This is a genomic window from Marinobacter iranensis (genome assembly GCF_029207565.1).
Taxonomy (GTDB): Bacteria; Pseudomonadota; Gammaproteobacteria; order Pseudomonadales; family Oleiphilaceae; genus Marinobacter; species Marinobacter iranensis.
The window spans coordinates 14,334-27,553 of record NZ_JANCMW010000005.1 but is presented as its reverse complement, the minus strand read 5'-3'; the positions used below and the strand labels follow the sequence as shown (position 1 = coordinate 27,553).

Here is a 13,220-nt window from a genome sequence, read left to right as displayed (position 1 = left end):
TTTTTGGCCTATTGCGGATTAAAGCGACTTTTAATTCGGAGAAATGAGAACCCCAGGTTATGGTTAAGCATGTAGGGCCGGACCAGATATTGGTTCAAATGCCATCTCTGCGCGCCGTGCGCTCCTTTGTCGCGGCCGCCAAGTACCAGAATTTTACGCGTGCCGCTGAAGCACTTTGCGTAACCCAGGCAGCCGTCAGTCGGCAAATCCGGGAATTGGAGGAGTCGCTCGGCGTGCCTCTGTTTAAACGTGCCGGGCGAGCTGTAGAGCTGACTGAGGCTGGTTCAATCCTCTACGATGCGGTTTCGCTCTCCTTTATCAACATTGCCCAGGCGGCCCAACGAATAACGGAGGGTAGCAGCAGGCAACAGGAGCTCACGATCTGCTGTTCGCCGGCATTCGCCGCGCTCTGGCTCGCCAACCATCTGCCGGAATTTTTTAGCTGTTATCCACACATTGACATCAATGTTGTTTCAACAAATAACTTCCTTACGCTGGAACCTGGGGTTTATCCGGATGTTTTTATAAACAAGGTCAGCGACCCTCGTGATGGTTACCATTCGATACCGCTGTTTTACGATCTTATTTACCCGGTTTGCTCACCGGATTACCTGGATCGCCACCCGGAGATTGAATCACTGGAAGAGCTGGCCGATGCAGCCTTGTTGGAGCTGTCACCCTACGGCCGTTCCCAGGTGGCTGAACACGTTGACTGGTTCACCTGGTTTTCCTTTCAGGGTATCGACCTGGATCGGCGCAAACAGCAGGAACACTCTTTCAGTTCAAACGATTACAACCTGCTGATTACCATGACAATGCGAGGACAGGGCATTTGTCTCGGCTACCACCATCTGATTGCTCCTCTTCTGGAGACAGGTGCCCTGGTCCGGCCCTGTGGGCCTGACGCTGCTTTCAGGGAAAAACTGCACTATCTGTCTTACCCGGAGTCGAACAGGGAAAACCAGGCTCTGGATACCTTTTATGAATGGTTCATGGCCCGCATCGACAAGGAAGAAACCCGGGTAACACCCTGAATTACCCAAGCCTTGTTGAAACGGCGTATTAATCCGCCGTTTTGCATAACCTGAAGTTATTCCTTTCACGCAATAAATGTTGATTGTGGCGTTTTCCAGGCTGTCGGTAACATTCCTATAGCTCAATACTTCAACAACAAACAATGAAAGGAGTGGGTTTTATGCAATTCGAAGGCATATACACACCTGTGATCACCCCATTTAACGACCAGGGCGATATTCAGTACGACGCTTTCTCCGAGCAGATTCAATACCTGGTTGAGGCCGGTGTGCACGGCCTGATGGTTGGTGGCACCACCAGCGAATACTATGTCGAATCCCATGAAGAGCGTATCCAGTTGTTGCGCCTCGCGCGGGAATCCATGGGTCCGGATCAGAACCTGGTGTTCGGCACCGGATCCATGAATCCCAGAGAATCCGTCAGGCTTGCGGAACAGGCAGCTGATAACGGCGCCGACGCTATCCTGGTGGCTACGCCGCCATACTCCCTGCCTACACAGCGTGAACTGGCCCAACATATTCTGACCGTTGACCGGGCTGCGAATCTGCCAGCCATGTTGTACAACTACCCGGATCGGATGGGCATCAACATGGAGGCTGAATGCCTCGACCAGATCGCCAGTTCATCCAATGTCTGCGCCATCAAGGAAAGCTCTGGTGACATCAACAGGGCACATATGTTGGCATGCGATTACCCCCACATTCAGATGTCCTGTGGTATGGACGACCAGGCTCTGGAGTTCTTCGCCTGGGGTGCACGCAGTTGGGTCTGCGCCGGGTCTAACTTCCTGGCCCAGGAACATCTGGCTTTATACCGCGCCTGCGTGCTTGAAGGTGACTTCGTCAAGGGCCGGCGGATCATGGCTGCCATGATGCCGCTGATGCGGGTACTCGAACAGGGCGGCCAATTCATTCAGTGCGTAAAGTACGGCGTCACCCTGGACGGTCGGTTTGGCGGCGAGGTTCGTGCTCCGTTGCGTGGCCTGGACAATGAAGACAAGCAGGCCATGCAGAAGGTGGTTGAGACGCTGAAAACAACGATAGCTCGCATCGAATCCGAAGCCTGATTGCTAAAGGGGGCCAAACCGTGACTGACTTACTGACCCAAGAAGAATACCGTTCCATCGCTGCCAATCTGACACCGGCGACCATGAGTTTTGTCAATGGCGGTTTCCGTTCCGCCAGCAACGGCGAAACCGTCGCTACGATCAATCCGGCCACGGGCGAGGAAATCGGCCAGGTAGCCGCCTGCACGGCCGAAGACGTTGACTACGCCGTGAAAAAGGCACGGGATGCCTTTGAAGATGGCCGGTGGAGCAGGCTTCACCCCACCGCGCGCAAGGAAGTGTTGATCAAGTTGTGCGAACTGATCAAGCGCAATGCCAACGAGTTGGCTGTTCTGGAAAGCCTAGATTCCGGCAAACCGATTCTGGATTGCGTCACTGTCGATATCCCGGAAGTGATTCACACCCTGGCCTGGCATGCCGAACTGATCGACAAGATCTATGATCAGACCGCGCCTGTCGGCCCAGACGCCGTTGCCATGGTGGTACGCGAGCCTATCGGTGTTGTCGGCGCTGTGTTGCCGTGGAACTTCCCGTTGCTGATGCTGGCCTGGAAAATCGGCCCGGCTCTGGCGTCCGGCTGCTCCATGATTGTCAAACCAGCCTCGCAAACCTCACTGACCGCCTTACGTGTCGCGGAACTGGCGTCCGAAGCCGGTCTGCCGGATGGGGTATTGAACATCCTCACAGGCTCCGGTTCAGTGGTCGGCGCTGCCATCGGCCAGCACAGTGGTATCGACATGGTCACCTTTACCGGTTCGACCGAGACCGGGCGCCGTTTCCTGAGATACTCCGCCGACTCCAACCTCAAGGAAGTCGTACTCGAGATGGGCGGTAAGAACCCCTGTATTGTCCTGGACGACGCCGAGGATCTGGACCGCGTAGCCGAGCAGGTGGTGCAGGCTGCCTTCTGGAACATGGGTGAGAATTGCTCCGCGGGCTCCAGGCTGATTGTCCAGTCCGGCGTCAAGGGGGCTCTGATGGATCGCATTTTGGATCATGCCCGTCAATGGCGCACCGGTGATCCGCTGGACCCGTCCAACCAGCTCGGCGCCCTGGTGGATAAAACCCACTTCGCCAAGGTAAGTGAGTATCTGCAGATTGGTAAGGAGGCCAACCATAAGTTGGTCCTCGGGGGCGAAACGCGGGACGGAACCTACATACTGCCGACTGTTTTCGATGATGTCTCAAGCGAAGACCGACTGGCGCGTGAAGAAATCTTCGGGCCGATCCTGTCAGTGATCACCGTCAACAGTTATGACGAAGCCATTAAGGTAGCTAACGACACGCCCTACGGCCTGACCGCCTCGGTCTTCACTGCCAATGCCAGGAAGTCGTTGCGCGCCGCCCAGGCATTGCAGGCCGGCACCGTGACCGTGAACTGTTTTGGTGAGGGGGATATCACAACACCCTTCGGTGGCTATAAGCAGTCCGGATTCGGTGGTCGTGATAATTCCATTCACGCCCACGATCAATTCACCCAACTGAAAACAATCTGGGTGGACTTGAGCGCCGAGGCTGTCGACGAATGCCAAACACGCTGACCGTGAAACGTTTCCCCCGCGATCCGGGCCCGGCAGCATGGGACTGTATATTGTCCGCAGCCCCGCGCTACCCGGAATTGGATGAGGCGCTAGAGGCTGACTGGGTGATTGTCGGAGCCGGGTTTGCCGGACTGGCTGCCGCCCGGCGGCTGTCGCAGTTGGTGCCGCCCGATCAAACCATCGTTCTGCTGGAGGCCCGGCGTCTGGCGGAGGGGCCGGCGGGCCGGAACAGCGGTTTCATGATCGACCTGCCGCACGATCTGAATTCCGAAACCTACGCCGGCTCGGCGGACTCGGACCGCAAACAGATCAAGCTGAACCGGGCGGCGATCAGATTCGTCGCCACCATGGCGGATGAATTCGGGTTGTCCAGGGACATCTTCAATCCCTGTGGCAGGATCACCGGCGCGGCAACCGATCGTGGCATCAAACACGTCAACAGTTACACCAAACATCTTGAAGGGCTGGGTGAAGCCTTTCAGTTGCTGGGCGCCGGTGACTTAAAAGACATCACCGGCACAGAGTTCTACCGCCAGGGCTTTTTCACTCCAGGCGTAGCCTTGATTCAGCCGGCTGCCTATGTCCGGGAAGTCGCCCGGAACCTGAGCCCACGAGTCCGGATCTTCGAGAACAGTCCTGTGACGGCCATTGATCAGGGTAAGCGGCATAAGGTTTGTACCCCCGGCGGAAGCGTCAGCGCACAGAAAGTGATACTGGCGGTAAATGGACACATTCAGTCCTTCGGTTATTTCCCGCGCCAGTTGTTGCACGTATTTACCTACTCCTCGATGACGCGGGCTCTGACCGGGGCCGAGTGCAGGAAACTGGGTGGCCGGGACGACTGGGGTATTCTTCCAGCGGACCCCATGGGTACAACAGTGCGACGCAGCCGGGACTATCTGGGTAGTGGCCACCGATTGGTTATTCGCAATCATTTCACCCTGAACCAGGGGATGGAAGTGACCGAAAAGCAACTGCATCATGCGTCTGAGATGCATGACCAGTCCTTCGCGGCGCGTTTTCCCACGTTAAAGGATGTGCCCATGGAATACCGTTGGGGTGGCCGGTTGTGTCTGTCCTGGAATTCCATGCCAGCGTTCGGCGAGGTGGATGAACGCATCTACTCTGCATGCTGCCAAAATGGCTTGGGCACCGTGAAGGGGACCCTTTCCGGAATGATGGCGGCGGAACTGGCGGTACTTGGGCAAAGCGACATGCTGGATGACTTCATGGCGCACGGTGCACCCAGGCAATTACCACCAGAGCCTTTTCTTTCCGTGGGTGCCAGCCTGACGATGCGATTAAAAGAATGGCAAGCCGGCAAAGAACTCTGAAGCCAACCTGGAGTCCCCCTCATTGCCGGGCACATTTCAAATGTCGCCCGTGTCCAATGTAGGAGCAAAGATGTCGTTTCCGGGCATGTGTCCGACCCTAGGGCAATTAAAGTAGAGGAGGAAGTTCCACTACAAAAGCCCGATAACAAAAGGACGACGCAATGACCAGCAACGCATCCAACCGTGGGGTGGTCTACCAGGGCCCCGGCCATGTATCCGTCGAATCGATCGACTTTCCCGAACTCTCCCTCGGCAAGCGCCGATGCGACCACGGCGTGATCCTGAAAGTTCTCACCACTAACATCTGCGGCTCCGACCAGCACATGGTGCGCGGCCGAACCACCGCGCCCCAGGGCCTGGTGCTGGGCCATGAAATCACCGGCGAGGTCATTGAATGCGGCCGGGACGTCGAATTCCTCAGAAAAGGCGATATTGTCTCCGTACCCTTCAACATTGCCTGTGGTCGTTGCCGCAACTGCAAGGAAGGCCGGACTGGCATCTGTCTTAACGTTAATCCCGCCCGTCCCGGTGCGGCTTACGGTTACGTCGACATGGGTGGCTGGGTGGGTGGCCAGGCCGAATACGTCATGGTTCCCTATGCTGACTTCAATCTGCTGAAGTTTCCCGATTCGGACCAGGCCATGGAGAAAATCCGTGACCTCACCCTGTTGTCTGATATCTTCCCAACCGGCTTCCACGGCTGTGTCACAGCGGGCGTAGGCCCCGGTTCCACTGTCTATATTGCCGGTGCGGGGCCTGTTGGCCTGGCGGCAGCAGCCAGTGCAAGGCTACTCGGCGCCGCCTGCGTGATCGTCGGCGACATGATTGAGGAGCGTCTCGCCCAGGCTCGCAGCTTTGGCTGTGAAACCATTGACCTGAAACAGGATGCCGAACTGCCGGAGCTCATTGAACAGGTGATCGGCGAGCCCGAAGTCGACTGCTTTGTTGACTGTGTTGGCTTTGAAGCCCACGCCTGCGGCCATCACCATCACCACGAACAACCGGCCACAGTGCTCAACTCCGCCATGCAGGTTACCCGCGCAGGGGGCGAGATAGGTATCCCCGGCCTGTACGTCACCGAAGACCCGGGTGCCGCTGAAGCGGCCGCCAAACAGGGCGCATTAAGCATGCGCTTTGGTCTTGGTTGGGCCAAGTCTCACTCCTTCCACACCGGCCAATGCCCGGTTATGAAGTATCACCGTCAGCTCATGCAGGCAATCCTGTTCGAACGTATTGATATCGCCCAGGCGGTTAACGTGCAATTGATCAGCCTTGACCAGGCGCCCAAGGGATACGCCGACTTTGACGGCGGTGCAGCGAAGAAATTCGTGATTGACCCGCACGCATCCGTAGCTGCCTGAAGTCTCAACTTTCGGTAAACAATTGGCGCCGGGGCCGCTCTCACGGGCGAGCCCCGGCGATAAGCCGAAGAGCGTGATATTGCTTTATCCTGGTTGGTGATAGGCTCTTATCGTTACTATGCTTAGGGCGTTTGGCTGGCGACAGCCTGATCCCGAAGATATAACGATGGGAGAGACCAATGATCAACCTGACCATAAACGGACAACAGCACGAGCTGGACGTTCCCGACAACATGCCCCTGCTTTGGGCCATTCGTGATGTGGTCGGAATGAAAGGCACCAAATTCGGATGCGGCATCGCCCAGTGCGGTGCCTGCACGGTTCACCTCGACGGTGTGGCGACGCGATCCTGCGTGACACCCGTTTCCGCCGCCCAAGGGGAGATCACCACCATTGAGGCCATGGCCGACGACGCCGTTGGCCAGAAAGTTCAGCAGGCCTGGCTGGACCTGGGGGTAGCCCAGTGCGGTTATTGCCAGGGCGGCCAGATCATGAACGCCACGGCTCTGCTGAAGAAAACCCCGGAACCAGATACCCAGGAAATCGTCGATGCCATGGCCGGTAACCTGTGTCGGTGTGGTACCTACAATCGCATCCTTGCCGCCATAGAACGGGCCGCGGACAAGGAGGCCAGCTCATGAACCAGTCAGACGACACACTGCTGCTTGCCAATGTCAGCCGCCGCGGCCTTTTAAAAGGGCTGGCAGGGGGCTCCGCTCTCTTGCTGGCCGCCCGATGGGATCTGGGGCTGGCCAATGAACAGGCCCAATTCGGTGCCGGCGCCATGCCGGGTGGCTGGGTGGATAACCCGAACGTGTTTATCCACATCGACCCCGACGGCACGGTCACCATCATCAACAACCGTGCCGAAATGGGGCAGGGCATCCGCACCAGCCTGGTCATGGTGGCCGCCGATGAGCTTGGCGCAGATTGGGATCGGGTTCGGGCGCGTCAGGCGAACGCAGACCAGGACAAGTACGGTAACCAGAATACCGACGGCTCCCGCAGCATGCGCCACTGGTATGACCCGATGCGTCGTGCGGCGGCGGCCGCCAGGATGATGCTGGAGCAGGCAGCCGCCGACCAGTGGAAAGTCCCTGTCCATGAAGTCCGGGCCGGCATCCACAAGATGGAGCATCCGGCCACCGGCCGGGAACTCGGCTTTGGAGACCTTGCGGCAGCGGCAAGGGAGCTGGATGTTCCCGTCCGGAGCGCCCTGGTTCTCAAATCCGACAGCGAACTGCGCTTTATTGGCAAGGAATCCGGCCTGATCAATGGCGAACTGAAATCCGCTTATCCCAAGGCCATTGACGGTGAAGACATTGTCACTGGCAAAGCTGTTTTTGGTGCCGATATAGACCTGGAGAACACGTTGTATGCAGTGGTGGCCCGTCCACCGGTGTACGGCGCCAAGGTAAAAAGCGTCGACGACAGCGAGGCACTGAAAGTTACTGGCGTAAAGAAGACAATTCGCATTGAAGGTACCGGCCAGCCCGCGGCATTCAATCCGCTTGGTGGCGTTGCCGTGGTGGCCAGCAACACCTGGGCCGCCATGGAGGGACGCAAGGCCCTTAAGATTGAGTGGGACAACGCTCCGGCAGGGGACAATGCCGACTATACCTCCGATGCTTACCGGGAGTCCCTGGAAAAGGCGGCGCAATCCCCCGGTAAGGTCATCCGCCAGTCCGGCGATGTCGAGGTCGCTTTGAAAGAGGCCAACAAACGGGTATCAGCCACCTACTACATGCCCCATATGGCGCAGGCTCCGATGGAGCCGCCGGTGGCCGTAGTGCGGGTAGAAAACGGCAAGGCCGAAGCCTGGGCCCCGGTCCAGAACCCGAGGGCCACCCGCGAGGGCATCGCGGGACTCCTTGAGATAGACATGGCAAACGTCACTGTTCACCAGACACTGCTTGGCGGCGGCTTCGGGCGCAAGTCGAAGCCGGATTTCGTGATTGAAGCGGCTCGCGTGGCGAAGGAGTTTGAAGGGCAGCCCATCAAGCTGCAGTGGTCCCGGGAGGACGATATCCAACACGCCTACTTTCATGCGGTCTCTGTCGATCATCTGGAAGCTGGCCTGGACGGGGAGGGCAAAGCGACCAGCTGGCGCCACCGCACCCTGTCGCCCAGCATCGCGTCACTCTTTGCACCGGACCCCAAACACAAAGGGGAATTTGAGCTGGGTATGGGCTTCAACACCATGCCCTTCAGTATTCCCGCTATCCGGCTGGAAAACCCGCCGGCACCGGCCCATGTCCGCATCGGCTGGTTCCGCTCGGTCTACAACCTGCCCCATGCCTGGGCCATCCAGAGCTTTGCCCACGAGATGGCGGAAGCGGCCGGCAAGGACCACCGCGACTATGTGCTGGAGTTGCTCGGCCCCGGTCGCGAGGTTCACAACCTGACCGTTGGCGATGGCTGGAACTACGGCGAGGATCCGGACCTGTACCCTATCGATGTGGCGCGGATGCGCAGGGTGATTGAGCGTGCCACCGAAGAAGCCGGCTGGGGCCGCGAGACGAAAAAGGGGCGGGGACTGGGACTGGCGTTCCACCACAGTTTCGTCTCCTACACCGCCGTTGTCTTCGATGTGGAAGTGGACGATGACGGCGAACTGACCATTCACCGTGCGGACATTGCTTTCGACTGCGGCCCCCAGGCCAATCCGGAGCGAATACGGGCACAGATGGAGGGCTCCTGCGTGATGGGTATTGGTATCGCCCTGCAAAGCGAGGTGTTCTTCAAGGATGGCGTTGCCCAGCAGAGTAACTTTGACAAGTACCTGATCCCACGCATGCCGGATGCGCCTGACGTAGTTCGGGTGCACTTAATCGACAATCCCGATGACGCCATGGGAGGAGTGGGCGAGCCCGGTCTTCCGCCAGTGGCACCTGCACTTTGTAATGCCATCTATGCCGCCACCGGAAAACGTATCCGGCGCCTTCCTGTCGGCAACCAGTTGCAGGTGAGCTGATCACCATGCAGAACCTGGATTATCGAGTAGTTGAACAGGCCATTGAATGGCTGATCGACGGCAGGACAGTATGGCTTTGCACAGTGTTGTCCACCTTCGGCTCGTCGCCCAGGGAGCCGGGATCACTCATGGTTGCCACCGCTGACGGGGACCATTTGGGCTCGCTCTCGGGCGGCTGTGTGGAAGAGGACTTCCTGGCGCGTCTGGCTGATGGTGAGTATCAGCTTCCTGCCGTTATCGTGCACTACGGCGCACCCGGCGGCGGCCCCGAAAACGCCCGTATCAGCTTGCCGTGTGGAGGCATTCTGGAGGTGTTGGTGGAGCGAATCCTGACAACACCCGAGAACCTGGCTCACCTTGAGCAGGTCAGGGATGCCTTGTCGGGCAGGAAGGAGCTCGCTCGGCATGTCAGGCTGACCGATGGCGTGAGTTGGCTGGAGGAGGTTGAGCCAACCGGGCCTCGAGTGGTGCGGGAGGAGGGTGCGGAACTGGTTTGCATTCGTGTTGGTCCAATCGCCAGATTGATCCTTGCAGGGTACTCATCGGTTGCGGAAGCCTGCGCCAGTTTCGCCGTCAGCCTCGGTTACCAGGTCGTACTCTGCGACCCGAGGGAAGAAGTCACCAAGGGCCTGAATCTGCCGAAGGGGGTTGAGTTCATTCCGCAGCTTCCCTCGCTATATATTGCGTCTGAGGGTGCCTGCACCCCGTCCACCGCTGTGGTTGCAGTCACCCACGATCCCCGCATTGACGACCTGGCCATGATGGCAGCTGTGAAAACCGCTGCCGGCTATATCGGTGTCATGGGCTCGCTTCGCACATCCCGGGCCCGAGCTGAACGCCTTCGTCGCACCGGCGGGTTGAGCGAGGCAGAGATTGAGCGCATTCACATGCCAATCGGCCTCAACCTTGGCAGTAAAACCCCGGCCGAAATTGCATTGGCCATCATGGCCGACATCGTTCGTATAAGGCGGGGGCGCATCCATATCGATTCATGAACACTGACCAGACAGGAGCAAACCTTGAGTAACTTCGCAACTCTCTGGCATGAAGCTGCAACCACCAGTCTCGGCTTTTTCTGGATGGCGCTGTGGGCATTTGTCCTCGGTTATATCATCAGCAGTTTGATTCAGGTCCTCGTTACCCGCAAACGAATGCAGCAAACCATGGGCAAGGATGGCCCGCGTAGCATTGCGCTGGGCACTTTTTTTGGCTTTCTCTCCAGCTCGTGCAGTTTTTCAGCCCTGTCCACTACCCGAGCGATTTTTAACAAGGGGGCCGGCCTGGCGCCTTCCCTGGCGTTCATGCTGGCCTCTACAAACCTGGTCATCGAGTTGGGGATGGTGATTGCTGTTTTCCTCGGCTGGCAGTTTGTAGTAGGGGAGTACGTTGGTGGCATTTTACTGATCCTGGTGACCTGGTTGCTTGTTCGGATTACCCGTCCCCGCAGGCTGGAAGCCCAGGCCCGCAGAAAAATGGGTGAAGGCGACGAGGATGGCGACGGCCCCGACAAAACCTGGAAGGAGAAAATCAGGAGCAGGGAAGGTTGGCAACAGATTGGCCAGACCTATGTCATGGAATGGCAGATGGTCTGGAAGGACGTCCTCATTGGCTTTACGGTCGCCGGCATTATTTCGGCTATGCTGCCCCAGAGCTTTTTTCAGGCCCTGTTCTTGGGATCGGGTGGAGAAAACGCGGCCAACCCGGGCTTTCTTGCTGTCCTCGCCCAGACTCTGGTAGGACCGCTGGCAGCCTTCTTTACCTTCATTGGCTCCATGGGGAACATCCCGCTGGCTGCGGTCCTGTTTGCCCAGGGCGTGAGCTTCGCCGGCGTCATAGCCTTTATCTTTTCCGACCTGGTTGTGTTGCCTGTCCTCAGGATCAACGCTTCCTACTATGGTTGGAAAATGGCGCTCTATATCCTCATGCTGATGCTGATCGGCATTGTCAGCGTCTCCCTGATCATGCACTACAGCCTGGCTGTTCTCGGCCTATTGCCGGACTTCAGTGGCCAGGCGGCGGTGGGGGACCGAGAGTTTTTCAAATGGAATTATCAAAGTGTCCTTAATATCATATTCCTTTCAGTAACAGCCGTATTGGCCTGGTTCTGGCACCAGGGCCAAAAGGAACACGCCCACCATGAGCATCACGAACATGATCATGGCGGCGCCTCACTAACTGATAAGGTCCTAAGGGTACTGGTGGTAATCGCATTGGTCTGGTTGGCCGGCGGAGTCACGATACCGCTGTTCTGAAACGGGTTTCCTCAGGCGCTCAATACCTGGTTGATGCGGTTCTCCGCTGCGGCCAGGCTTTCAGTCCTGGAACTATCGTTCAGCGCCAGGCCCTCGGCGTGGATGAACTCCACATCCGTGATACCAATAAAGCCTAGAATCTGGCGGACAAAACTTGTCTGGGAATGATCCTCGCCGTAAATACCACCGCGGCTTATGAAAACATAGGCTTTCTTCCCTTTAATCAAGCCTTCAGGGCCGTCCTCGGTGTACCGGAAGGTGACGCCGGCCCGCGCGATATGATCGAAATAGGCGTGCAGTGTAGAGGGCACATTGAAGTTGTACATCGGTACGCCAAACACGATTACATCGGCGCTCTTCAATTCCTCAATCAATGCGTCCGAGTATGAAACAACCTGGCGTTGCTCACGGGTCATCTCCGCTGGTGCGGTTGTGAATGCCTGGAACCTGTCCAGGTTAAGGTGCGGAACCGGGTCTTCAGCCAGATTGCGGCTGACGACTTTACCGTCTGGATACTGTTCCTGCCATTGCTCGGCGAAGCGAGTGGCGAGGGCGGACGACTGTCCCTGGCCGTTGAACAAACTGCTTTGAATTTTGAGTAAAGTGCTCATGTTGTTACTCCCGATAGGATGATGATCGACAGGAGTCATTTAACCATTGGTAAATTCGATAAAAAAATGCAATTATTTGCTTTAAAGCATCGAATTAAGTGATACATGAAAACCGACCCCAGCTCTACCCCTCATATCAGTCTGGAGCAATGGCGCAGCCTGGTGGCCGTCGTTGAAGCGGGTGGCTATGCCCAGGCCGCAGAGGCACTCCACAAAAGCCAGTCGTCTATCACTTACGCAGTGCAGAAGCTGGAGCATGTGCTGGCGGTGAAGGTCTTCACGCTTCAGGGGCGAAAAGCGGTGCTGACGCCCGTAGGGCAAATGCTTTACCAGCGCGCACGCCAGCTCCTGGAAGACTCGCTGGGTATGGAGCGTGCAGCAGCCAAGGCTTCCGCTGGCTGGGAGAGCGAGATAGCCATCGCAGTCGAGGTGCTTTTCCCGACCTGGTTGCTGCTTGCATGCCTTGACGCATTTGGTGAAGTCAGCCCGCAGACCCGGGTTAATCTCTATGAAACCGTACTCGATGGTGGCAGGGACCTGTTGCAGCAGGGGGCGGTCGACCTGGCCATTCTGCCTGCTGTCCCGCAGGGCTATAATGGTGAAGTCCTGCGACGGGCAGCGAAGGTGGTTCCGGTTGCGCATCCCGACCACCCATTGCACCAACTCCAGCGCGAACTGTCTCTGCGGGACCTTCGTAAATACCGGCATATAGTTGTGCGTGATACATCGGTTAAGCGCAACGACAAGACTTACACCGTGGATGTGGCACAACGCTGGACAGTTACCAATATGGCAACTTCCATTGGCGCGGTATCGCGAGGGTATGGTTTTGCCTGGCTCGCGGAAGATAAGATCCGTCATGAATTGAATGCGGGAACCCTGAAGCCTCTGCCTTTGCGTGGTGGCCGTGAACGTTTTGTTGATTTTTACCTGACCTTTGCCGACGGCGAAGCCATGGGCCCGGGTGTAGAGTGTCTGGCACGTGTGATCCGGGAAACCATGGAAAGGAATGACACGCAAACTGCTAAAGAAACTTAAGCGAGTAG

Annotated in this window: 11 protein-coding genes; 10 read left to right on the top strand and 1 reads right to left on the bottom strand. The window is 57.5% G+C overall.

Annotation, left to right across the window (positions count from 1 at the left end):
• Positions 1-59 precede the first annotated feature (59 nt).
• The 9 genes from NLU14_RS09645 to NLU14_RS09605 all read left to right on the top strand — a co-directional run bounded on the left by NLU14_RS09645 (position 60) and on the right by NLU14_RS09605 (position 11,563).
• Positions 60-1,034, top strand: coding sequence for a LysR substrate-binding domain-containing protein (locus NLU14_RS09645; protein WP_275706026.1), 975 nt, complete (start codon positions 60-62; stop codon positions 1,032-1,034).
• A gap of 161 nt (positions 1,035-1,195) precedes the next feature.
• The gene (locus tag NLU14_RS09640; RefSeq protein ID WP_275706025.1) at positions 1,196-2,101 is read left to right on the top strand and encodes a dihydrodipicolinate synthase family protein; all 906 of its coding nucleotides are present in this window, start codon (positions 1,196-1,198) and stop codon (positions 2,099-2,101) included.
• Positions 2,102-2,121: 20 nt separating this feature from the next.
• Complete coding sequence (locus tag NLU14_RS09635; RefSeq protein WP_275706024.1) at positions 2,122-3,642, top strand: aldehyde dehydrogenase; 1,521 nt, start codon at positions 2,122-2,124, stop codon at positions 3,640-3,642.
• A 50-nt stretch (positions 3,643-3,692) separates the two neighbouring features.
• The gene (locus NLU14_RS09630) at positions 3,693-4,976 is read left to right on the top strand and encodes an NAD(P)/FAD-dependent oxidoreductase (protein WP_275706023.1); all 1,284 of its coding nucleotides are present in this window, start codon (positions 3,693-3,695) and stop codon (positions 4,974-4,976) included.
• Positions 4,977-5,137: 161 nt separating this feature from the next.
• Positions 5,138-6,337 (top strand): formaldehyde dehydrogenase, glutathione-independent, encoded by a 1,200-nt coding sequence (gene fdhA / locus NLU14_RS09625; protein WP_275706022.1) that lies wholly within the window; start codon positions 5,138-5,140, stop codon positions 6,335-6,337.
• A gap of 179 nt (positions 6,338-6,516) precedes the next feature.
• A complete protein-coding gene (locus NLU14_RS09620) occupies positions 6,517-6,978 on the top strand; it encodes a (2Fe-2S)-binding protein (protein ID WP_275706021.1) in 462 nt (153 codons plus the stop codon).
• On the top strand, positions 6,975-9,311 hold the full coding sequence (locus NLU14_RS09615; protein WP_275706020.1) for a xanthine dehydrogenase family protein molybdopterin-binding subunit: 2,337 nt from the start codon (positions 6,975-6,977) through the stop codon (positions 9,309-9,311). The genes NLU14_RS09620 and NLU14_RS09615 overlap by 4 nt, the downstream gene beginning before the upstream one ends.
• Positions 9,312-9,316: 5 nt before the next feature.
• A complete protein-coding gene (locus NLU14_RS09610) occupies positions 9,317-10,306 on the top strand; it encodes an XdhC family protein (protein WP_275706019.1) in 990 nt (329 codons plus the stop codon).
• Between the two features lie 24 nt (positions 10,307-10,330).
• Entirely contained in the window at positions 10,331-11,563 is a 1,233-nt protein-coding gene (locus tag NLU14_RS09605) for a permease (protein ID WP_275706018.1), read from the top strand.
• Positions 11,564-11,574: 11 nt separating this feature from the next.
• Here the strand turns inward: NLU14_RS09605 and NLU14_RS09600 are convergent, their stop codons facing one another.
• Complete coding sequence (locus tag NLU14_RS09600; RefSeq protein WP_275706017.1) at positions 11,575-12,174, bottom strand: FMN-dependent NADH-azoreductase; 600 nt, start codon at positions 12,172-12,174, stop codon at positions 11,575-11,577.
• A gap of 105 nt (positions 12,175-12,279) precedes the next feature.
• Between NLU14_RS09600 and NLU14_RS09595 the strand changes: the two genes are divergently transcribed.
• A complete protein-coding gene (locus NLU14_RS09595; RefSeq protein ID WP_275706016.1) occupies positions 12,280-13,212 on the top strand; it encodes a LysR family transcriptional regulator in 933 nt (310 codons plus the stop codon).
• The last annotated feature ends 8 nt before the right edge of the window (positions 13,213-13,220 follow it).

Coding starts and splice junctions, on each gene's coding strand:
- NLU14_RS09645 (WP_275706026.1), top strand. CDS start 60: ATGGTTAAGCATGTAGGGCCGGACCAGATATTGGTTCAAATGCCATCT.
- NLU14_RS09640 (WP_275706025.1), top strand. CDS start 1,196: ATGCAATTCGAAGGCATATACACACCTGTGATCACCCCATTTAACGAC.
- fdhA (WP_275706022.1), top strand. CDS start 5,138: ATGACCAGCAACGCATCCAACCGTGGGGTGGTCTACCAGGGCCCCGGC.
- NLU14_RS09620 (WP_275706021.1), top strand. CDS start 6,517: ATGATCAACCTGACCATAAACGGACAACAGCACGAGCTGGACGTTCCC.
- NLU14_RS09615 (WP_275706020.1), top strand. CDS start 6,975: ATGAACCAGTCAGACGACACACTGCTGCTTGCCAATGTCAGCCGCCGC.
- NLU14_RS09610 (WP_275706019.1), top strand. CDS start 9,317: ATGCAGAACCTGGATTATCGAGTAGTTGAACAGGCCATTGAATGGCTG.
- NLU14_RS09600 (WP_275706017.1), bottom strand. CDS start 12,174: ATGAGCACTTTACTCAAAATTCAAAGCAGTTTGTTCAACGGCCAGGGA.
- NLU14_RS09595 (WP_275706016.1), top strand. CDS start 12,280: ATGAAAACCGACCCCAGCTCTACCCCTCATATCAGTCTGGAGCAATGG.